The organism is Streptomyces chartreusis, from assembly GCF_008704715.1.
Classification (GTDB): Bacteria; Actinomycetota; Actinomycetes; order Streptomycetales; family Streptomycetaceae; genus Streptomyces; species Streptomyces chartreusis.
This window is the reverse complement of the sequence record NZ_CP023689.1, coordinates 8,280,372-8,300,722: the sequence shown is the minus strand read 5'-3', so window position 1 is coordinate 8,300,722 and position 20,351 is coordinate 8,280,372. Positions and strand designations below refer to the sequence as shown.

The window sequence follows — 20,351 nt, the reverse complement described above, 5'->3', positions numbered from 1 at the left end:
TCAGCACTTGGACTCCCTACTTTCATGTCTTGGTTCGAATCACTCATCCTCGGACTCGTCCAGGGGCTGACCGAGTTCCTCCCCGTGTCCTCCAGCGCGCACCTGCGGCTGACCGCGGCGTTCTCGGGCTGGGAGGACCCCGGTGCGGCCTTCACCGCGATCACTCAGATCGGCACGGAGGCCGCGGTGCTGATCTACTTCCGCAAGGACATCGGGCGGATCATCTCGGCGTGGCTGCGGTCGCTGACCAACAAGGAGATGCGCCAGGACCACGACGCCCAGATGGGCTGGCTGGTGATCGTCGGCTCGATCCCGATCGGTGTGCTGGGTCTGACGCTCAAGGACCAGATCGAGGGGCCCTTCCGCGATCTGCGGATCACCGCGACGATGCTGATCGTCGTCGGCATCGTCATCGGCATCGCGGACCGGCTGGCGGCCCGTGACGAGACGGGCGGGCGGCACCGCGCGGCCAAGCAGCGCAAGTCGCTGGAGAGCCTGAACGTCAAGGACGGCCTGATCTTCGGCCTCTGCCAGTCCGCGGCCCTCATCCCCGGCGTCTCCCGCTCCGGCGCGACCATCAGCGGCGGCCTCTTCATGGGCTACCAGCGCGAGGCCGCGGCCCGCTACTCCTTCCTCCTCGCGATCCCGGCGGTCCTCGCCTCGGGCCTCTTCGAGCTCAAGGACGCGATGGAGAGCGACCACGTCTCCTGGGGCCCGACGATCTTCGCCACGATCATCGCCTTCGTGACCGGCTACGCGGTCATCGCCTGGTTCATGAAGTACATCTCCACGAAGAGCTTCATGCCGTTCGTCTGGTACCGCATCGCCCTCGGCATCATCATCATCGCCCTGGTGACGGCGGGCGTCCTGAGCCCCCACGCAGCGGAGTCGGCGGGCTGACGAGCCCCGTAACGGCAGGCTCCGGGGCCGTGTTCGAGCCTCGGGCCTGCTGACTCACTGGTCAGTAATAGCGGTCCGGCTGAAATCCGTGACCAATCACATACGTTGCGCGTAGCCGTCCGGTAGCGGACCGTCAGTTCTTGCCCCTAGGCTTGTCGGCATGTCCCCCGATTCCTTAGGCCCTGGTTCCGTGCGGTCTGCCACCGAGGTGAACGAGGCCATTCGTGCCCTGTGGTTGCGTGCGGGCGGTTCGCTGTCCGCTCAGGAGCGCGCGGAGTACGAGCTGTTGGTGGTCGAGTGGGCCGCCGCCATCCGCGGCGACGTCATCGAAGCCGCTTGAAGAGGGGATCCTGAGAAGGACAACCCCAGTTGACGCCGGGCCGCGGTTGCAGCAGCCCCGCTTGAGGGCGCTCGGCCGCCACCACTAGCGCGCAGATGCGCGAGGACCTCGTCCTCCACCGGATACCGCCATTCCCACGGCAACAGCCCGGCCGCACGCTCCAGTACCGATCCGGTCAGTCCAGGACCGAGCAGTCCAGGATCCGCCCGTCCACCGTCCCCACGATCAGCCGCTGTTGCTCGGCGCTGAACGCGGCGGACAACGGCGTGACCGGGTGGCCGTGTGCGCGCAGGGTGTGCCGGGCTCGCACTTCGCCCGTCGCCGAGTCCAGGATCTCCACCTCGCCGGTGAGATACACGACGTACGTCCTCCGCTCGTCGCCGTCGAGATCGGCGAGCGGCTTGTCGGTGCGGTGCACCCAGCGCGCCTCTCCGTCCGGCAGTCGGCGGCTCACGACGTACGTGCCCTCTCGGCCCTCCGCGTAGGTGGCGCCCGGTTCGTACGTCCGGCCCGCGTGGATGAGGGTGGCCGTCAGCTCGACGGCGGGGCCGTACCAGGGCTGGAGTGTGGACGCCGGGTCCCAGCGCAGAGGGAAGAGCGGGCGCAAGGTGGCGGGGCCGCGGGCGTCGGGAGGATCGATCGTGTGGATCCACGGCGAGTCGTCGGGGCCGGGTCCGTCCACGTACAGCAGACGGGTGCTGTGTCTGACGCGCAGCGCAGGGGAGTTGGAGCGGCCGGGAGCGAGGTCGAGGCGTGCTGCCTCCTGGTGCGTCGGGGCGAACAGCAGCGTGGCGTGCGGGTCGCGCCCTTGCGGGCGCAGGGCGCGCCAGCCTTCGTCCGCTGCGCACAGCGCCGGGGCCGACGGCACGTCCACGCTGTCCACCACACCGCCGTCCGCCGTCGATATCCGCTGAACCGTGGTCGCGCGGTCGACCAGTCGTCCCGTCACCTCGTCGCGCCGGTAGCCCTGGTACGTCACCCACGCCGACTCGCCGTCAGGCGCCGCCTCGACCCGGACACTCCCCTCCCCGTCGGCGGGAAGCGTCCACCTCAGCGTGCCCGACGGATCCCAGCATTCGAGGTCCGTGTGCCGCCCGGTGGCGAGCACCCGGCCGTCGGCCGGCACCGCCAGGTCCCGCACCTCCGCCCGTCGCCGCCACCGGTCCTCGGTCAGCCGCGCGAGGGTGTCCCGCACATGGGGGTCGTACAGGAGCCCGCTCTCGACCATCGGATGGCGTGCCTCGTCGGGGTCGACCAGACCGCCCGGAGCGGACAGCCAGTCATCCACCGCGACGGCCAGCTCGAAGCCCTTGCGGAAGCCGCCGTCCTTGTCCTCGGGAGAGAGCAGCATCGCGAGCCTGCCGTCCTCCAGCCAGCGCAGGTGGCGCACTTGGCGGGTCTTGCTCAGCAGGTTCGTCACGCACCCGGTCTCCAGGTGCAGCAGGAGCAGTTGACCCTCGAAATCCCACGAGCCGTCGTAGCGGCCGGTGCCGACGGCGACGAGCGGTAGCTCGGGGTGGGGCTCAATGGCGCATACGGAGTAGCGGGAGGCGACGACGTGGCGCGGACGGAGGGTGTCGGCCTCGTACACGCCGATCCGGTGGGCCAGCCAGTGGCCCGTACCGCGCCACATGACGTGCCCGAGGTCACCGGCCGCGATGACACAGCCGTGACGCTCGTCGGTCACCGCCCACACGGGCCGGCCGATCTCGGCGAACGGCTGGTCCCCGAGTATCCGGCGAACGGTCAGCTGATCCGGCATGACGATCTCCCCAGGTCGCGCTGTGTGTTGACGGCAGCAGGGCGGGTGAGGCACCGGACGTGCAACTGTTCGGGACCGGCAGGAGTCTAGTGATCGAAGCGCTGTTCTCCCTCAAGACACCGTCCGTTTCCCTGCGTTCCGACAGAGGTCCCCCATGCCGATGCCCCCGCACAACCGTCGCTCCTCCCGTACCGCCGTTGTCGCCCTCGGCGCCGCCGGCCTGATCGCGCTGGCCGCGGCCCCCGCCGCCTTCGCCGATGAAACCGCACCGGAACTGGTCGTCGGAGGCATCGAGCCGATCGACGGAGTGCGACCGGGGACCACCTTCGAGCTGCCGGTCACCGTGGCGAACAAGGGCACCGGAGCCGCCGAGAAGGTGTGGGTCACCTACGGCGTCACCCGGGGACTCGATTTCGCGGAAGTTCCCTCCAACTGCCGGGCACAGCAGGTCCGGTCCTACGACGAGATGCCCGAGAGGTGGACCGTGGCGTGCGGGTTCGACCAGGCGGTGAAGCCGGGCGTCGTCTACACGCCCGAGAGGCCACTTCGTGTCAAAGCCCTGGACCGCGCGTTCAACGACGAGCTGCTTCTGCGCGTCGAGGAGAACGATCCAGGGGCGGACGAGAACGGCTATCCGCCGGTGGCAGGAACCGCACCGGCGGTGAAACTGGTCGAAGCACCGGCCGGGGAGGAAGGATCCGCACGAGTCGTCATCCTGCCCGTCACCTCCGTCAACACGGCCGACTACCAGGTGACGGGTGCCGCGTTGAAGGGGCGCGTCGGTGAAACAGTGCCTATGAAGCTGGAGTTCACCAACGCCGGGCCGGCCTGGTTCATGGCCAAGGTGGGGGAACCGACCGTAAGGGTCGTGATCACGCCGCCCGCCGGAACGTCGGTCGTCAAGACCCCAGGGTTCTGCAGGGCCAAGGGTGATGCGTACGAGTGCGGCATGAGTCAGCGGGCTCTCAACGAGGGCGGCCGAGAGACCTACGGCTTCCAGCTGAAGATCGACAAGCCGGTGGCGCACGCCAAGGGTTCGGTGGCGCTCAGCACCGAGGCGCGGCCGTTCGACCCCGACAAGTCCAACGACAAGGCCGAGATCACGCTGGACGTCATGGGCGGGGGGTCGGCCGGCTCGCCGGGTGGCTCCACCAGCGGCTCAGGCGGATCGTCCGGCGGAGCGGCCGGTGGGGCGTCGTCGACCGGCGGCGACGGGACCACGGCGAATGGCGGCCACCTGGCAGAGACCGGGTCCTCGGCGTTGCCGATCACGGGTGTGGCTGCCGCGGCGGCGGTGGTCACGGGTGCGGGCATGCTCGTCATGGTGCGCCGCCGCCGGGCCCAGCGCCTGAACTGACGACCGTCCGATGCGAGCGTCGGATCCCACTCCGGGCCGCGGGCCCGGGACCTCCGCGCTGCCTTGATCGGCGGCCCGGCGCTCGTCTTCGTCCATCGTCATGCCTTCTCAGGGTGAGGGGACCTCGGTTGTCCAGAGCGAAAGGTCGCTGCTGGTCGCCACGGCGATGGTCCGGCCTGAGGGCGAGAAGCCGGCTGCGCGGAGTTCGGAGCAGTTCGAGTGGAAGATGTGCCACCACCGCTCGCCGTGTGGGCCGGGGTGGGGCAACCCGCCGTCTCCCGACAGCAGGACTCGCTCGTTCGGCCAGGCCGGGGCGACGACTTCGAGGGTCCAGCCGTCCTCGGTGGTGGTGTGAAGCCCGCCGCCGAAGAGCCCGGCGATGCGTACACGACTTCCGACGACCGGTCCCAGCCCGGGGCAGGAGAGATCGGCGACGGCGTCGGGCGTGCTGTCCACGGGATCGGGGTCGCGATTCCTGGCGATCTTCTCCCCCGTGACGGCGTCGAAGAGCCCGTGACCGTCGTGGGAGACGACCATCACCAGGTCACGGCCGCTGTCCGGATGCGACGCGAAGCCGATCCCGAGGAGTCCGCCGACCGGTTCGAAGGCAACGCGCCGCCAGGGCTCGGGCGCCGGCACCACCGGGGCCGCGAGCAACCGGTCCCGCATCGCCTGCTGATACGCCGAGAGCTCGGGCTCACGCTCCATTTGCCTGCCCGGAGCAGGACCGGACGAGGTCGACCCGCTGGTCGTTCTGATCGTTCACGCGCACCAGCCTCGCCCCACCTCCCGCCCACATCCACTGAATATCGCCGTCCGCCCTCTTGGAACCGTCCACCTCATGCCCAACACTGAGCCGATGACGCAGCGTGTGGAACTAGCCACCCTGAGGGATCGGTTGGCGGTCGACGAAGTGATCACCGACTACGCGGTGGCCGTGGACGACGGCGACTGGTCGTTGTACCGGAGCCTGTTCACCCCCGACGGGCGCGCGGACTACCGCTCGGCCGGCGGCATCGAGGGGGACGCCGGCAGTATCGCCGCATGGCTCGCGGAGAGCCTGCAGTTGTTCTCGATGCGCCAGCACCTCATCGTCAACCGCCGGGTCCGCTTCGGAACCCTGGAGCAGGACACCGGCGACACTGCCCGGGTGCAGGCGGACTACGTCAATCCGATGCGGTTCGCGGCGGACGGCGAGGGCTCCGCGGCGCCCGACTTCGTGTGCGGCGGCCGGTACGCCTTCGGGCTGCTGCGCACGGACGACGGCTGGCGGCTGCGCGAGGTCGTCGTCCAGGAGAAATGGCGCCGGCTGCCCGAGCGGACCGCCCCGGCGGTGATCGACTGAGCGGGCGCCCACTGTCCCACTGTCAGTGCCTGTGAGCACACTGGAAGCACGACGAGGTGGGTAGGGAGGCCGCATGAAGACGATCAGCGACTGGCTCGCCTCACCCTGGCGGCGCTCCACCGCCGCCGTCCTCGCCGGTGCGCTGCCCGTGCTCGCCTTCCCGCAACCGTCGCTGTGGTGGTTCGCCTACGTCGCCCTCGTCCCGTGGATCGCCCTCATCCGCACGGCGCCGACCGGGAAGCGGGCGCTGCGCGACGGGTGGTGGGGCGGCTTCGGCTTCATGCTGGCGATGCACCACTGGCTCATTCCCAACCTGCACGTCTTCACGTTCGTCATCGCCGGCCTGCTCGGCGCCCTGTGGGCACCCTGGGCCTGGCTGGTGCGCCGCTTCCTGGGCGCGCCCAGCCCCTCCCCCGGCCGGGTTGCGGCGGCACTCGCCGTCCTGCCGTCCGGCTGGCTCATGATCGAGCTCGTCCGCTCCTGGCAGGGGCTCGGCGGCCCGTGGGGCGTGCTGGGCTCCAGCCAGTGGCAGGTGGAGCCCGCGCTGCGGCTCGCCTCGGTCGGCGGGGTGTGGCTGATCAGCTTCCTGGTGGTGTGCGTGAACGTCGCGGTCGCCGTGCTGGTGACGGTGCGCACGTCCCGGGTCCCCGCGGTGGCCGGACTCGCCGCCACGGCCGTGGCCACCTCGGCCGCCTGGGTGTGGTCCCCGCGCCCCGACGTCCACGACCGGGTCCGGATCGCCGTGGTGCAGCCCGGAGTCATCCAGGGCGGCACGGACGGCCCCGACCGGCGCTTCGACCGCGAGGAGCAGCTCACCCGTGAGCTGGCGGGACAGGACGTCGACCTGATCGTGTGGGGCGAGAGCAGCGTCGGCTTCGACCTCGGCGAGCGGCCCGACCTCGCCCGGCGCCTCGCGGCGCTCTCGCGGGAGACCGGGGTGAACATCCTGGTCAACGTGGACGCCCGGCGCTCCGACAAGCCCGGCATCTACAAGAGCTCCATCCTCATCGGCCCGGACGGCCCGACCGGCGCCCGCTACGACAAGATGCGGCTGGTCCCCTTCGGGGAGTACATACCGATGCGCTCGATGCTGGGCTGGGCGACGTCCGTGGGCAGGGCGGCCGACGAGGACCGCAGGCGCGGCACGCGTCAGGTCGTGATGGACGCCGGGCACGGGCTGCGGATCGGCCCGATGGTGTGCTTCGAGTCGGCGTTCTCCGACATGAGCCGCAACCTCGCCGACCATGGTGCCGAGGTGCTGGTCGCCCAGTCGGCGACGTCGACGTTCCAGCAGAGCTGGGCCCCTGAGCAGCATGCCTCGCTGGCCGCGCTGCGCGCCGCCGAGACCGGCCGGCCGATGGTGCACGCGACGCTGACCGGCGTCTCCGCCGTGTACGGCCCGGGCGGGCAGCGCATAGGCCCCTGGCTGGGGACCAGCGCTAGCACGAGCGCGGTCTACGAGGTGCCGCTGTCCACCGGTGTCACGCCGTACGTCCGCTTCGGCGACTGGCCGGTGTATGCGGCACTGCTGATCATGGCCGCCTGGTGCGTGAGCGAGGGCGTCCGGACGCAGCGGCCCCGGTTCAGGCGGTCCGCTCCTGAACCGCACGCACGACCCGCTCGCACAGCTCATGGGTCGCCAGCGCGTCCCGGGCACTGAGCACCTTGCCCGCGCGCACGGCGTCGAGGAAGGCGAGCGACACCTGCTCGATGCCGCGCTGCCGGGCCACCGGCACCCAGTCCCCGCGCCGTCGCACGGTCGGCTGGCCCTTGTGGTCGACGACCTCGGAGAGGTTGAGGACCTGACGCTTGGTGTCCTGCCCGGAGACCTCGAGGATCTCCTCGGCCGAGCCGCTGAGCCGGTTCATCACGCCGAGCGCGGTGAAGCCGTCCCCGGCGAGCTGGAGCACGACGTGGTGCAGCAGCCCGTCCACGACGCGGGCGCGCACGGTCACGTCGTCGACCGGGCCGGGCGCGAGGAAGCGCAGGGTGTCCACGACGTGGATGAAGTCGTCCAGGATCATCGTGCGCGGCTCTTCCGGCAGCCCGATCCGGTTCTTCTGCATCAGGATCAGCTCGCGCGGATGGTCGGCGCACTGCGCGTAGCCGGGCGCGTAGCGCCGGTTGAAGCCGACGGCGAGGCTCACGTTCCGCTGCTCGGCGAGGGCCACCAGCCGCTCGGAGTCGGCGAGCCGGTAGGCCAGCGGCTTGTCGACGTACACCGCCACGCCGGCCTCCAGCAGCCGGGTCACGATCTCCGGGTGGGCGCCGGTGGGCGCGTGCACGAACGCGGCGTCGAGGTCCTGGGCGAGCAGTGAGTCGAGGTCCTCGTGGCGCTGCGCGGCGGGCAGGTGAAGGCCGTCGGCGACCCGGGCGAGCGTCGCGGGCGTACGGGTCTGAAGGTGCAGTTCGACCCCGGGGAGGCCGCCCAGCACCGGCAGGTATGCCTTCTGCGCGATGTCGCCGAGTCCGATGCAGCCGACCTTCACGGGGTTGTCTCCTCTAGCTGTTGCCGGACGGGCCGGCGGTTGCCTGCCGGGTCTTCCCGGCAGCATACGGCGCCTGCGGCGGCCGCCAGTCGGCGATGCCCTCGAAGCCCCGCAGGAACAGCAGCGGCGCGGCCTTGGACACCGCGGCCAGCGCCGAGTTCCGTACGGCGATCCCGGCGCGGCCGGTCATCATGTTCAGCCGGCCGACGCGGACGGCCTGGCGTGCGACGGCGGTCGTACGCGGCAGGCGGGCCGCGGTGTAGCCGGCGAGGTCGGCGCCGTGGTGCGCCAGGACGACGGCGTCCTCGATGGCCTGGTTGCCGCCCTGCCCGAGCGTCGGCGGCATCGCGTGCGCGGCGTCCCCGATCAGGGCGACCCGGCCGCGGTGGTATGCGGGCAGCGGGTCGGCGATGTGGTGGACGTCGTGGCGCAGGACGTCCTCGGGGCGGGCGGCGGCGAGGATCGCGGGGATCGGGTCGTGCCAGTCGCCGTACCGGCGCAGCAGTTCGGCCCTCTCGTCGTCGGGGGCGTGCTCTCCGGCGGGCGTGACGGCCGCGGCGTAGGCGTAGACGCGGCCGTCCTTGAGCGGGTGCGAGCCCCAGATGCGGCCCCGGCCCCAGGTCTCGTGCGAGGCGAACCGCGCGCCGGGCACGGGTATGACGACCCGCCAGGTGGTGAACCCTGAGTAGACGGCCCCGGGGTGGTGCGGGAACAGCGCCCGCCGTACGGCGGACCGGATGCCGTCGGCGGCCACCACTAGGTCGGCCTCCAGTTCGCCGTCCGGTGTGTTCACGCGCGCGGGACGATCGGCGTCGCCCGGGTCGGCGAGGCTCGCGTCGACCCCGGTGCGGACGGCCTCGGACGGGAGCCGGGCGGCGAGGCTGTTGATGAGGGTGGCCCGGTGCAGCAGGACGAGAGGGCCGCCGAAGCGGGCGGCGACGGCGTCGGCGTCCGTGCGGGAGAGCCAGCGTCCGGACGGGGTGCGCAGCCCTCCGTCGCCCTGCCAGGCCGCGAGGTCACGGATCTCGTCGCCGACGTCGATGACGTCCAGTGCGCGCAGGGAGTTCGGTGCGAGGGAGATGGCCGCGCCGACCGGTTCCAGGGACGGCGCGCGCTCCAGCACGGTGACGTCCCAGCCGCTGCCGCGCAGTGCGACCGCCGCGGTCAGGCCTCCGATGCCGCCGCCGATGACGACGGCCCGCCTCGACTGTGCCATGGCTCCTCCTGAGCAGACTACAGGTGTAGTACCTTCAGATGCCGACTGTACTACAGGCGTAGTGAGAGGAGTAGGTTGATCTCCATGCCCGAACGCACCACGGGCGCCTCGCGCGCCGATCTCGTCGCCGACACCGCCCTCGCGCTGCTCGCCGAGCGCGGGATGCGGGGACTCACGCACCGGGCGGTCGACGAGACGGCCGGGCTGCCGCAGGGCTCGACGTCGAACGTGGTGCGCACCCGGCAGGCGCTGCTGGAGCTGACCGTGCGCAGGCTCGCAGACCGCGAGGCGAAGGTTCTGGCGCTGGAGGAGATGCCGGACCCGCGCGGCGGCCCGGACGCGCTGGTGGACGGGCTGGCGCTGGCCACGCACCGCTCCCTGACCCGCAACCGCGAACTGACCCTCGCCCGTTACGAACTCGCCCTGGAGGCCACGCGCCGCCCCGAGCTGCGCGCCTACTTCGACGCGACCGGCGCCCGTTTCCGCGACCAGCTCTCGGCCCTGGTGACCGCCCTGGGCTCGACGGCCCCGGCCCGGCACGTGCTGTCGCTGGTCGCGTGGGCGGACGGGCTGATGTTCAACTGCGTGGCCGGGTCCTTCAACGCGGAGGTGCCGAGCCTGGACGAAGTGCGGGCGGGGCTGCGGGAACTGCTCGGCGGGATGTTCGACGACGCCTCCGCGCCCGCGAAAACTGCTGGTGAGCCAGGGTGAGTTGAGCGACGATGCGGGCATGACGACAGAACGCCACGAGCCCGCGACCACCGCCGACGAGCGCACGATGCTGGAGGGCTGGCTGGACTACCACCGCCGGACGCTCGCGTGGAAGTGCGAGGGCCTGACCGACGCCCAGCTCAGGACCGCGTCCGTGGAGCCGTCCGAGCTGTCCCTGATGGGACTGGTGCGGCACATGGCGGAGGTGGAGCGCGGCTGGTTCCGCCAGGTGCTCATGACCGACGACGCCGGACCGATCTACGGCACGGAGGAGGACCCGGACGGCGAGTTCCATCTCACCGAGGCGGACACCTGGCAGGAGGCGTACTCCACCTGGCAGGCCGAGATCGACATCGCCCGGCGCAACGCCGCCGGATTCGGTCTCGCCGACCTCTCCAAGGGCCGCAGCCGGCGCAGCGGAGAGCAGTTCAACCTGCGCTGGATCTACACCCACATGATCGAGGAGTACGCCCGTCACAACGGGCACGCCGACCTGATCCGCGAGCGCCTCGACGGCGCGACCGGCGACTGACGTCAGCCGGGGCGGGCCCGCGCCGCCCGTACGGGGCCGGAGATCACCCGTGTGGACCAACCTCTGCTTGTCCGCTGTCCCAACGGGCGGACGACCCATCAGAGTTGCGCGCGTGCATCGAACGACGACCACCGCAACGCTCCTGGTCACCGTGGCCGTCTCGGCCCTCGGCGGCTGCACGACGGTCCAGCAGCCGACGGCTCCCGGGGCACCGTCGGCGCCGTCCCGGCCGCCGGTTCCGGGTGCGGGCGTCCATACCGAGCCGAAGGTCGTGCAGGCCCCGGCCCGCGAGGCCCTGACCCTCGTCGACCCGTCCCGGAGCCCCGAAGCCGCGCCGTCCGACGCACACACCGCGTCCCCCACTCCCCCGGCACGGCCGACGCCCCCGCCCCCTCGCACGCACTCCCCCGAAGACCACCAGGACCGACGGGAACCCGGCCGCCCGCACTCCGACGACCGCGGCCCAAAACGGCCGGCCGCCCCGGTCCCGGACCTGTCGCAGTCGCTGCCCGAGGAGGTCCGGGGCAACGGGGAGATCTGCGAGCTGGGCAGGAAGTACGGCGGCTGGCGGCCGGACAGCCCGGAGTCGCAGATCTGCGACAAGACGTACGGACGCTGAGGGCGCCTCGGGCCGGCGCCCGCTAGACGCCCTCCCCCAGTCGCCCCTCCAGCCGCAGGAGCCGCGCCCGCACCCCGTCCCCGTAGCTGTCGTCCCCCAGCACCCCCGCCGCTCCCCGTGCCCGACGCAGATGGGCGATGGCCGTCTCCTTGCGTTCGAGCTTCACGTAGTCGGCCGCCAGGTTCAGATGCAGCGAGGGGTACAGCGCGCGTACGGCGACCGCGCCGCCGGCCCCCTCCGCCGCCGCCAACGCCCGCAGATCCCAGGCCAGTTCGTCCAGGGGGTCGTCCTGGGTGTCGGCCAGGTAGTGGGCCAGCGTGCACCGGTGCAGCGGGTCGGCGCCCTCGCCGAGCTCCGCCCACAGGTCCAGCAGACGGCGCCGGGCCTCCTCGCGGTCCCCGGCGTGCAGGAGCATCACGACCTGCCCGATCCGCGTCAGCACCGCGTCCGGCGCCGTCTGCCCCTGTCGCTCCGCCACCGCGTCCTCCGGCCCTCGTCGGCTGGTCCCACCCGACGCTAGCCGCCCCCACCGGCATTCCCGGTCAGGCGGCTCCGTACGGCACCGGGCCGACCCCTCGACCGACCGGCCCGGCGGGCGGGAGGCCGGTCAGCCCAGGTTCGGGATGCGCCAGTCGATCGGCTCGTGGCCCTGCTGGGCCACCGCCTCGTCGATCTGGGTGAACGGGCGGGACCCGAAGAACTTCTTCGCCGACAGCGGCGAGGGGTGCGCCCCCTTCACCACCACGTGCCGGGTCTCGTCGATCAGCGGGAGCTTCTTCTGGGCGTAGTTGCCCCACAGCACGAACACGGCCGGGTCCGGCCGGCCCGCGACGGCCTTGATCACCGCGTCGGTGAACTTCTCCCAGCCCTTGCCCTTGTGCGAGTTCGCCTCGCCGGAGCGGACCGTCAGCACCGCGTTGAGCAGCAGGACGCCCTGCTCGGCCCACGGCATCAGATAGCCGTTGTCCGGGACGGGGTGGCCGAGCTCCTCCTGCATCTCCTTGTAGATGTTGCGCAGCGAGGGCGGCGTCTTCACCCCGGGGCGGACCGAGAAGCACAGGCCGTGGCCCTGGCCCTCGCCGTGGTACGGGTCCTGGCCGAGGATCAGGACCTTCACCTTGTCGTACGGCGTCGCGTCCAGCGCCGCGAAGACCTCGTCGCGCGGCGGGTAGACGGGACCCTTCGCCCGCTCCTCCTCGACGAACTCCGTCAGCTCCTTGAAGTAGGGCTGCTGAAGCTCGTCGCCCAGAACCCCGCGCCAGGACTCGGGCAGCATGGCGATGTCGGTCACGTCAACTTCCTCACGGTGTACGGCAGACGATGTGCGGTCCACGACCAGCGGTCGCGTCCAGGCATCAGAACCTACAGGCGGCCACTGACAATCGCCCCGTGGACCGCACATCCCGGTCTGCCACCCCCCGGAGGGAGCTTCCTACCAGCTGGTCTTGCGGGACAGCTCGCCCATCATCATGATCGTCGACGGGTCCAGCGCCCGCTCCGCGCCGGAGATCTCGGCGCTCGCGGCCACGTACTGCCGGCCCTGCCACAGCGGCAGCAGCCGTGCGTCGTCGACGAGGATGCGCTGGGCGTCCTCGAAGTCCTTCACGACGTTGGCCCGGTCGCTCTGGGCGCGGGAGTTGGGCAGCAGGTCCTCGGTGATCCTGGGCGTCACGTAGGGCGTGCCGAGCGCGTTCTGCTCGCCGACGAACGGGGCGATGAAGTTGTCCGCGTCCGGGAAGTCGGGGAACCAGCCACGCCCGAACACCGGGTACTCGCCCTTCTGGTAGCCGGTGACGTAGTCCTTCCAGGGACGGCTCTTCAGGGTGATCTGGAAGAGGCCGGAGTCCTCCAGCTGGCTCTTCAGCTCCTCGAACTCCGCCTTGGTGGCGGAGCCGTAGCGGTCGCTGGTGTACCAGAACTTGAGCTTGACGGGGGTGGAGATGCCCGCCTCGGTGAGGATCTTGCGGGCCTTGGTCGCGCTCGGGTCGCCGTAGTCGTCGAAGAAGCCCGTGGTGTGTCCCGTCAGGCCCTTGGGGACCATCGAGTACAGCGGCTCGACGGTGTCCCGGTAGACCTTGTGGGCGATGGCCGGGCGGTCGACGACCTGGGCTACGGCCTTGCGGACCGCGGCCTTGCCGGCCATCGGGTCCTTGGGGTTGAACACCAGGTAGTTGATCTCGGTGCCGGAGCCCTCGATCATCTGGAGCTCGTCATCGTCGTCGGCCTGGATGTCGACGACGTCGTCGGCGGCGAGGCCTCGGAAGGCGACGTCGAGCTTCTTGTCGCGCAGCGCGCTCACCATGGTGGGCGAGTCCTGGTAGTACCGGATCGTCACGGCGCTGTTCTTGCGCTCGGCGAGGCCGTTGTAGCGGTCGTTCTTGGAGAGTTCGGCCGTCTTGCCGTCGTCGTACGAGGACAGGGTGTACGGCCCGGAGCCGACGATCGTGCCGTCCTCACGGAGCTTGTCCGCGGGGTAGTCCTCGGGGTCGACGATCGACATCGCCGGGGTGGCGAGCACGAACGGGAAGGTCGCGTCGGCCTTGTTGAGGTGGAAGACGATCTCGCGGTCGTTCAGCACCTGGACGCGTTCGAGGCTGCCCAGCAGACCGGCGGGACCGCCGTTGACGTTGATCTTCCGGATCCGGTCGATCGAGTACTTGACCGCCTTGGCGTCGAGCGTGTGCCCGTCGGAGAAGGTCAGTCCCTCACGCAGCTCGCACTGGTACTTCGTGTTCGAGTTGTCGGTGAACCGGCAGCTCTCCGCGGCATCCGGCTCGGGGGCGCTGGCGCCCGAGGGATAGCTCAGCAGTGTCTGATAAATGTTGCGGAACAATTCCCAGGAGCTGTCCCACGACGCGGCGGGATCAAGGGTGCTGGGGGCTGCCGTCGTCCCCACCATGATCGGTCCCTGGTCCTCCGTCGAGTCGGACGAAAGGACACCACAACCTGCCACCAGGGACGATATGGACGCGATGGCCGCCACCTGCCGCAGGCGTCGGATCCGGTTGAACACGCGCACGCTCCTCGATCTGCCATACCAAGGGTCGGCAGACGATACCGCAGTGTTCCGGCCGTTGGACCTCCTGTCTCGTAGTGCACTTGTTCGTTATTTTGATGACTACGTTGTCAATGTTTAGTGATCTTCCGGTACGTCGACACGGGCGCCGCTGATGTCCAGCGGCGCCCGTGTCGAGTGGTGTCGGAAGTGGTGTCCCGCGGGTCAGCCGACGCCCGCGTTGAGGAAGATGCCGCCGTCGACGACGAGCGTCTGTCCGGTGACCCAGTCGGACTGGTCCGAGGTGAGGAACGCGGCGGCGCCGCCGATGTCCGAGGGGACGCCGAGCCGGCCCAGCGGGTAGGACGCGGCGGCCTCCGCCTCCCGGCCCTCGTACAGGGCCTGGGCGAACTTGGTCTTCACCACGGCCGGGGCGATGGCGTTGACCCGCACCTTGGGCGCGAACTCGTGCGCCATCTGCTGGGTGAGGTTGATCATCGCGGCCTTGCTCACGCCGTAGGCGGCGATGAACGGCGAGGGCGCGATGCCCGCGACGGAGGCGATGTTGACGATCGCGCCGCCGTTGTCCTTCTGCCAGGCGTGCCAGGTCTTCTGGGCGAAGCCCAGGGCCGAGATCACGTTGGTCTCGAAGACCTTGCGGGCCACGTTCAGGTCGAGGTCGGCGAGCGGCCCGAACACCGGGTTGGTACCGGCGTTGTTGACCAGGTAGTCGACCCGGCCGAAGGCCTCCATGGCGCGCTCGACGGCGACGGCCTGGTGGGCCTCGTCGTGGGCCTTGCCGGCCACGTAGACGGCGCGCTCGGCGCCGAGCTGCTCGACGGCTTCCTTGAGGGCGTCCTCGCCCCGGCCGGTGATGACGACGCGGTCGCCGCGCGCGACGAGCGCCTCGGCGACGCCGTAGCCGATGCCGCGGCTGGCACCCGTGACCAGGGCGACCTTGCCGGAGAGTGCAGGCAGTTCAGTCATGTCTGTCATTTCCGCGTATCCCTGATCCCTAGTCGAGCGGTCCGCCGGCGACGTACAGCACCTGGCCGGAGACGAACCCGGCCGCCTCGCCAGTGAAGAAGGCGATGGCGTTGGCGATGTCGTCGGGCTCGCCCACGCGGGCCACCGGGATCTGGGTGGCGGCGGCGGCCTTGAAGTCCTCGAAGCCCATGCCGACGCGGTCGGCGGTGGCCTTGGTCATCTCGGTGGCGATGAAGCCCGGGGCGACGGCGTTGGCGGTGACGCCGAACTTGCCGAGCTCCTTGGCGAGGGTCTTGGTGAAGCCCTGGAGGCCGGCCTTGGCGGCGGAGTAGTTGACCTGGCCGCGGTTGCCGAGCGCGGAGGACGAGGAGAGGTTGACGATCCGGCCGAAGCCCGCGTCCACCATGTGCTTCTGGCAGGCCTTGGACATCAGGAAGGCGCCGCGCAGGTGGACGTTCATGACGGTGTCCCAGTCGGCGACGCTCATCTTGAACAGCAGGTTGTCGCGCAGCACGCCCGCGTTGTTGACCAGGATCGTCGGGGCACCGAGCTCCTCGGCGATCCGCGCGACGGCGGCCTCGACCTGCGCCTCGTCGGAGACGTCGCAGCCGACCGCGATGGCCTTGCCGCCGGCCGCGGTGATCTTCTCCACGGTGTCCTTGCAGGCGGCCTCGTCGAGGTCGATCACGGCGACCGCGCGCCCCTCGGCGGCCAGCCGTACGGCGGTGGCGGCGCCGATCCCGCGCGCTCCGCCGGTGACTACGGCGACCCGCTGATCAGTGGTGGACATCAGAGACTCTCCTCGGTGAGCGACCGCTTAGTACCTTCGATGGACGTGACGCTAGAAGTCCTGGCACGCGGTGTCAACGGTGGCCGCGCGCATGTGATCCATTACCTGATCCGTCACTTCACCAACAGCTCCAGCAGCCGTTCGGCCTCGGCCGCCGGATCGGAGGTGAGCCCGGTGTGCACGGGGCCCGGCTGCACGACCGTCGAGCGGGGCGCGATGAGCCAGCGAAAGCGCCGCCCGGCGTCGTCACCGGCCGCCTGCCCCGCCTCCTCACTGCCGCCGCAGACCCGCTCGACCGCCCCGAGTGCGGCCCGGATGCCGGCCACGTCGGCGTCCGGGTCGAGGGCGAGCAGCCGCGCCTCGTCCAGATGGGTGCGGGCACCGACGTAGCCCTGGGGCCGGCAGTACACCAGTACGCCCGCGTTGATGCACTCGCCGCGTTCGACGCGGGGCACGACGCGCAGGAGGACGTACTCGAAGACGTCCCGGTCGTTCGACTCGCTGCCGCGGATGATGTGGCGCTCGACCACATGGCCGGCCATGTGAATGTGTCGCTCGCTCACTTGCTCTCCTCGATTCCGGTGACGCGCTCATGGATGCCGGCGGCGCGGGCCAGCAGCAGTCCCGCGTAGGCCCGGCGGAGGTCGTCCGGGGTGTCGAAGCCGGGCTCCTCGGCCAGCCAGGCGTCCGGGACCTCGGCGGTCACCTCGGCGAGCAGTTCCTCGGTGACCAGCGGCGCCAACTCGGCGGCGGCGGCGCGCACTTCGGGCGCGAAGGAGGCGAGGGCATGGTCGGAGGCGTCGTAGGCGCGCTCCGCCGAGGCCTGCGCCCCGGGCCAGTTGTGATGCCAGATCATGGTGGCGCCGTGGTCGATGAGCCACAGATCGCGCCGCCACATCAGCAGGTTGGGGTTGCGCCAGGAGCGGTCGACGTTGTTCACCAGCGCGTCGAACCACACGATCCGGCCGGCCTCCTCGGCGCTCACCTCGAAGGCGAGGGGGTCGAAGCCGAGCGCGCCGGAGAGGAAGTCCATCCCGAGGTTGGTGCCGCCGCTGGACCGGAGCAGGTCCTGCACCTGCTGGTCGGGTTCGCCGAGCCCCAGCACCGGGTCGAGCTCCACGGTCACCAGCCGGGGCACCCGGAACCCGAGCCTGCGGGCGAGTTCGCCGACGACGATCTCGGCGATCAGCGTCTTGCGGCCCTGTCCGGCGCCGGTGAACTTCATGACGTACGTCCCGAAGTCGTCGGCTTCGACGAGTCCCGGCAGTGAGCCGCCCTCACGCAGGGGCGTGATGTAGCGGGTCGCGATGACTTCCTTGAGCATCGCCCCAGGTTACTGGCGCGGGGAGGGCGTCGGGGGCGGCCCCGGCGGGCGGCGGTGCGTCGGCGTCGACAGCGGATCGACAGCTCCGGACAGTGAACCGACAGCTCCGCTTTACCCATCTCCCGGCCGGACCGGGTCAGGATTTCGACATCGTCTGAACAGCCGGTCCCAAAGGACCGTACCTCTCGGCAGATCACGAATGACGGGAAGGAACGTCAGCATGACCAGCGAATTCGTTCAGCCGGTGTCGCGACCGAGCCGCCGTACCGTCGTGGCGGCGGTCGGCGCGGCCGGGCTCGCCGCTGCGCTGACCGCGTGCGGATCGGACGACGGAGCGTCCGACTCCTCGACCGAACAGGGTGCCGCCGCCGGCGGCGGCGCGACCACCGAGTCGGGCGGCGGCTCCTCGGCCGACGCCGGCGCGGGTGGCGCGGCGCTCGCGAAGACCGCCGACATCCCGGAGGGCTCGGGCAAGGTCTTCAGCGACGAGAAGGTGGTCGTGTCGCAGCCCGCGGCCGGCGACTTCAAGGCCTTCTCGACGATCTGCACCCACCAGAACTGCCCGATGACGGACCTGAAGGAGGACACCCTCTCCTGCGCCTGTCACGGCAGTCAGTTCTCCGTGCTCGACGGCAGCGTGAAGAAGGGGCCGGCGACGCAGCCGCTGGCCGCCAAGCAGATCAGCGTGTCGGGCGACTCGATCACGCTGGCCTGACCGGCGGCACCGGACGGGCTCAGGCCCCGCTCGGACGCGCGAAACAGCCCAGCACCTCGTCCGTGGTCGCGACCGTGGCGACCAATGCGAGGGTGTGGCTGATCATCGCGGGGGTGTAGTCGGAGGGCACTCCCGCGATGGCGTCCGTGGGCACGACGGCCGTGTAGCCGCGGTTGACGGCGTCGAACACGGCGTTTGGGATCGCGACGTTGGCCGAGACTCCGGTGATCACGAGCGTGCGGCAGCCCAGGTTGCGCAGCAGCGCGTCGACATCGGTGCCCTGGATCGGCGACAGCCCGTGCAACCGCCGTACGACGAGGTCCTCCTCGGCGACCTCGATCGGCTCCGCCACGCGTACCGCGTCGGTGCCGGTCAGCTGTTGGACGGGGAGCCGTTCGGCGGCGCGGAAGAGGCGGGCGTTGCGGTTGGCGCCGCGGCCGTCGGGGCGGCGTTCGGCGATCGCGTGGATCACCTGGACGCCCCTCGCGCGGGCCGCGGTCACCAGCCTGGCGACGTTGGCGAGGACGCCCGAGTCCCTTGCCTCCTTGGCGAGTTCGGGCAGGGCGCTGTCCGGTCCGACGACGCCTTGCTGGCATTCGACGGTGATCAGGACGGTGGTGGCGGGGTCGAGCAGTGCGCTGAGTCGGTCGTTCGACGGCATGGGGTCCCCCTGTGCCCGACGGCGGCGTGGCCGGCGAGCGTAGCCATCAACGCGCAAGGACGGAACCACCATTGCGCGTGGACGGAAGACGACTCATCCTTTTCTGACGTGATGTCAGAGGATCTCTCCTCTGGCACGACGTGAGAGAAGAGGGGGACGTATGACCGTCACTCAGCGCCGGGGCCGGAAGATCATGATGACGCCCGGTGAGCTGGACGAGTTCCTCACCGAGCAGCGCACCTGCCGGGTCGCCACCGTGTCCACCGACGGCTTTCCGCATGTCAGCGCCCTGTGGTTCGCCTGGGACGGCGACTCGCTGTGGCTGTACTCGGTCGTCCGCAGCAAGCGGTGGACGGATCTGCGGCGCGATCCGCGGGTCGCGATCGTGATCGACACGGGTGAGGAGTACGAGCAGCTGCGCGGCGTCGAGCTGTCCGGCACCGTCGACTTCGTGGGCGAGGCGCCGCGCGTGGGCGAGCTGCGCGCCGAACTCGACGTGCCCGAGACGCTGTTCGCCCGCAAGAACTTCGGCCTCGACGAGATGCCGCACGACGGCCGGCACGCCTGGATACGGCTGACTCCCGAGAAGATCGTGTCCTGGGACTTCCGGAAGCTGGGGTCCTAGCAAGGGGCGGGTTCCACGCGAACGGGGTCGGGCTCGGCTCGGCCGAGGCCGGGATTCAGCCGACCTTCTCGGCCGCCGTCCGCAGTGCCTGGACCGCCGCCCGGATCGACGGGCGGCGGTCGGCGTCGGCGCGCCACACCGCGTAGATGTAGCGGTGGACGCGGTTGCGCACCGGCACGGCGCGCACGCCCAGCGGCATCGGGTCACGGCCGAGCCTGGGAGCCACGCACACCCCCAACCCGGCTGCGACCAGGGCGAGTTGGGTGTGGTGTTCCTCCGCGCGGTGGGCGATCCGCGGCTCGATCCCCTTGGTCCGCAGGGTGTAGAGCAGCCACTCGTGACAGAACTCGCCCTCGGGCCAGGCGACCCACTCGTCGCCCGCGAAGTCCGCCAGGTCGACCTCGCTCCGGTCGGCGAGCGGGTGCCCTTCGGGCATCGCGATCTCCACGCGGTCGTCGAGGATCGGCGCCTTGGCGAGCCCCTCCGGCATGGGCAGCGGCTTGTTGTACCAGTCGAGGACGACGGCCAGGTCGGCGTCGCCCCGCATCACTGCGGCGACCCCGTACTCGGGCTCCAGCTCGCGCGTCGTCAGGCGCAGCGCCGGATGGTCGGTGCGCAGCGCGGTGAGCGCGGCGGGGAACAGCCCTCGCAGGGCGGTCGGGAAGGCGACCAGCCGCAGCTCCCCCACCACCTGCCCACGCTGCGCCTCCAGATCGGCCTGGGCGAGCTCGACCTGCGACAGGATGCGTGCCGCGTGGTCGGCGAGCAGCCGCCCGGCATCGGTGAGCCGTACGCCCCGGCCGTTCTTGGCCAGGAGCTGTTGGCCGACCTCCCGCTCCAGCTTCGACATCTGCTGCGAGACGGCCGACGTCGTGATGTGCAGCCCCTCGGCGGCGGCGCTGACGGAGCCGTGCCGGGCCAGGGCGTCGAGGGTGCGCAGGCGCTCCAGGTTCAACATGTAAGCAATGCTACGAGATATCGTG

General features: G+C 70.8%; 23 protein-coding genes. 10 read left to right on the top strand and 13 right to left on the bottom strand.

All coding sequences use genetic code 11. The features are described from left to right. The first annotated feature begins 24 nt into the window (after positions 1 to 24). Together CP983_RS36745 and CP983_RS36740 are read left to right on the top strand one after the other, a co-directional pair. Entirely contained in the window at positions 25 to 900 is an 876-nt protein-coding gene (locus tag CP983_RS36745; RefSeq protein ID WP_125525660.1) for an undecaprenyl-diphosphate phosphatase, read from the top strand. A 160-nt stretch (positions 901 to 1,060) separates the two neighbouring features. After that, a complete protein-coding gene (locus tag CP983_RS36740) occupies positions 1,061 to 1,240 on the top strand; it encodes a hypothetical protein (protein WP_030949520.1) in 180 nt (59 codons plus the stop codon). A gap of 175 nt (positions 1,241 to 1,415) precedes the next feature. Here CP983_RS36740 and CP983_RS36735 read toward each other — a convergent pair whose 3' ends face one another. Next, complete coding sequence (locus CP983_RS36735; RefSeq protein WP_150504383.1) at positions 1,416 to 3,002, bottom strand: PQQ-binding-like beta-propeller repeat protein; 1,587 nt, start codon at positions 3,000 to 3,002, stop codon at positions 1,416 to 1,418. A 154-nt stretch (positions 3,003 to 3,156) separates the two neighbouring features. On the opposite strand from CP983_RS36735, the gene CP983_RS36730 reads away from it, so the two are divergent. Then, positions 3,157 to 4,359, top strand: coding sequence for a hypothetical protein (locus CP983_RS36730; protein WP_150504381.1), 1,203 nt, complete (start codon positions 3,157 to 3,159; stop codon positions 4,357 to 4,359). 108 nt (positions 4,360 to 4,467) lie between these two features. Here the strand turns inward: CP983_RS36730 and CP983_RS36725 are convergent, their stop codons facing one another. Beyond that, positions 4,468 to 5,067, bottom strand: coding sequence for a hypothetical protein (locus CP983_RS36725; protein ID WP_150504379.1), 600 nt, complete (start codon positions 5,065 to 5,067; stop codon positions 4,468 to 4,470). Between the two features lie 151 nt (positions 5,068 to 5,218). On the opposite strand from CP983_RS36725, the gene CP983_RS36720 reads away from it, so the two are divergent. Then, positions 5,219 to 5,704, top strand: a complete 486-nt coding sequence (locus CP983_RS36720; protein WP_125525652.1) for a nuclear transport factor 2 family protein — start codon at positions 5,219 to 5,221, stop codon at positions 5,702 to 5,704. Positions 5,705 to 5,777: 73 nt separating this feature from the next. Continuing rightward, entirely contained in the window at positions 5,778 to 7,364 is a 1,587-nt protein-coding gene (gene lnt, locus CP983_RS36715; RefSeq protein WP_150504377.1) for an apolipoprotein N-acyltransferase, read from the top strand. Here the strand turns inward: lnt and CP983_RS36710 are convergent. Further along, positions 7,288 to 8,193, bottom strand: coding sequence for a Gfo/Idh/MocA family protein (locus CP983_RS36710; protein ID WP_107912160.1), 906 nt, complete (start codon positions 8,191 to 8,193; stop codon positions 7,288 to 7,290). The genes lnt and CP983_RS36710 overlap by 77 nt on opposite strands. 13 nt (positions 8,194 to 8,206) lie before the next feature. Further along, on the bottom strand, positions 8,207 to 9,409 hold the full coding sequence (locus tag CP983_RS36705; RefSeq protein WP_150504374.1) for an FAD-dependent monooxygenase: 1,203 nt from the start codon (positions 9,407 to 9,409) through the stop codon (positions 8,207 to 8,209). Positions 9,410 to 9,493: 84 nt separating this feature from the next. On the opposite strand from CP983_RS36705, the gene CP983_RS36700 reads away from it, so the two are divergent. The 3 genes from CP983_RS36700 to CP983_RS36690 all read left to right on the top strand — a co-directional run bounded on the left by CP983_RS36700 (position 9,494) and on the right by CP983_RS36690 (position 11,271). Further along, entirely contained in the window at positions 9,494 to 10,120 is a 627-nt protein-coding gene (locus tag CP983_RS36700; RefSeq protein WP_150504373.1) for a TetR/AcrR family transcriptional regulator, read from the top strand. Positions 10,121 to 10,139: 19 nt separating this feature from the next. Next, positions 10,140 to 10,652 carry a DinB family protein gene (locus CP983_RS36695; RefSeq protein WP_150504371.1) on the top strand — a complete coding sequence of 171 codons (513 nt, stop codon included), beginning with the start codon at positions 10,140 to 10,142 and terminating at the stop codon, positions 10,650 to 10,652. 112 nt (positions 10,653 to 10,764) lie between these two features. Beyond that, positions 10,765 to 11,271 (top strand): hypothetical protein, encoded by a 507-nt coding sequence (locus CP983_RS36690; protein ID WP_150504369.1) that lies wholly within the window; start codon positions 10,765 to 10,767, stop codon positions 11,269 to 11,271. Positions 11,272 to 11,293: 22 nt separating this feature from the next. Here CP983_RS36690 and CP983_RS36685 read toward each other — a convergent pair whose 3' ends face one another. The 7 genes from CP983_RS36685 to CP983_RS36655 form a co-directional block, all read right to left on the bottom strand. Further along, positions 11,294 to 11,749, bottom strand: a complete 456-nt coding sequence (locus CP983_RS36685; protein ID WP_150504367.1) for a hypothetical protein — start codon at positions 11,747 to 11,749, stop codon at positions 11,294 to 11,296. 129 nt (positions 11,750 to 11,878) lie between these two features. Continuing rightward, positions 11,879 to 12,562 (bottom strand): uracil-DNA glycosylase, encoded by a 684-nt coding sequence (gene ung, locus CP983_RS36680; RefSeq protein ID WP_030955015.1) that lies wholly within the window; start codon positions 12,560 to 12,562, stop codon positions 11,879 to 11,881. A 141-nt stretch (positions 12,563 to 12,703) separates the two neighbouring features. After that, positions 12,704 to 14,284: an ABC transporter substrate-binding protein gene (locus CP983_RS36675; protein WP_107912161.1), complete on the bottom strand. Its 1,581-nt coding sequence runs from the start codon at positions 14,282 to 14,284 to the stop codon at positions 12,704 to 12,706. A 207-nt stretch (positions 14,285 to 14,491) separates the two neighbouring features. Continuing rightward, positions 14,492 to 15,253, bottom strand: a complete 762-nt coding sequence (locus tag CP983_RS36670) for an SDR family oxidoreductase (RefSeq protein ID WP_030955013.1) — start codon at positions 15,251 to 15,253, stop codon at positions 14,492 to 14,494. A 28-nt stretch (positions 15,254 to 15,281) separates the two neighbouring features. Further along, on the bottom strand, positions 15,282 to 16,043 hold the full coding sequence (gene fabG, locus CP983_RS36665) for a 3-oxoacyl-ACP reductase FabG (protein ID WP_107912163.1): 762 nt from the start codon (positions 16,041 to 16,043) through the stop codon (positions 15,282 to 15,284). 113 nt (positions 16,044 to 16,156) lie between these two features. Continuing rightward, complete coding sequence (locus CP983_RS36660) at positions 16,157 to 16,606, bottom strand: DUF3037 domain-containing protein (RefSeq protein WP_126902061.1); 450 nt, start codon at positions 16,604 to 16,606, stop codon at positions 16,157 to 16,159. Further along, positions 16,603 to 17,367: a HipA family kinase gene (locus tag CP983_RS36655; protein WP_150504365.1), complete on the bottom strand. Its 765-nt coding sequence runs from the start codon at positions 17,365 to 17,367 to the stop codon at positions 16,603 to 16,605. Before CP983_RS36655 ends, CP983_RS36660 begins: the two co-directional genes overlap by 4 nt. Positions 17,368 to 17,587: 220 nt before the next feature. Here CP983_RS36655 and CP983_RS36650 point away from each other — a divergent pair, with 220 nt between their 5' ends. Then, positions 17,588 to 18,082: a Rieske (2Fe-2S) protein gene (locus tag CP983_RS36650; protein WP_150504363.1), complete on the top strand. Its 495-nt coding sequence runs from the start codon at positions 17,588 to 17,590 to the stop codon at positions 18,080 to 18,082. A 19-nt stretch (positions 18,083 to 18,101) separates the two neighbouring features. Here CP983_RS36650 and CP983_RS36645 read toward each other — a convergent pair whose 3' ends face one another. Next, positions 18,102 to 18,743 (bottom strand): cysteine hydrolase family protein, encoded by a 642-nt coding sequence (locus CP983_RS36645; protein ID WP_150504361.1) that lies wholly within the window; start codon positions 18,741 to 18,743, stop codon positions 18,102 to 18,104. Positions 18,744 to 18,903: 160 nt separating this feature from the next. Here CP983_RS36645 and CP983_RS36640 point away from each other — a divergent pair, with 160 nt between their 5' ends. Next, entirely contained in the window at positions 18,904 to 19,368 is a 465-nt protein-coding gene (locus CP983_RS36640) for a pyridoxamine 5'-phosphate oxidase family protein (RefSeq protein ID WP_125528206.1), read from the top strand. Between the two features lie 55 nt (positions 19,369 to 19,423). Here the strand turns inward: CP983_RS36640 and CP983_RS36635 are convergent, their stop codons facing one another. Continuing rightward, the gene (locus CP983_RS36635; RefSeq protein WP_150504359.1) at positions 19,424 to 20,326 is read right to left on the bottom strand and encodes a LysR family transcriptional regulator; all 903 of its coding nucleotides are present in this window, start codon (positions 20,324 to 20,326) and stop codon (positions 19,424 to 19,426) included. Positions 20,327 to 20,351 lie beyond the last annotated feature (25 nt).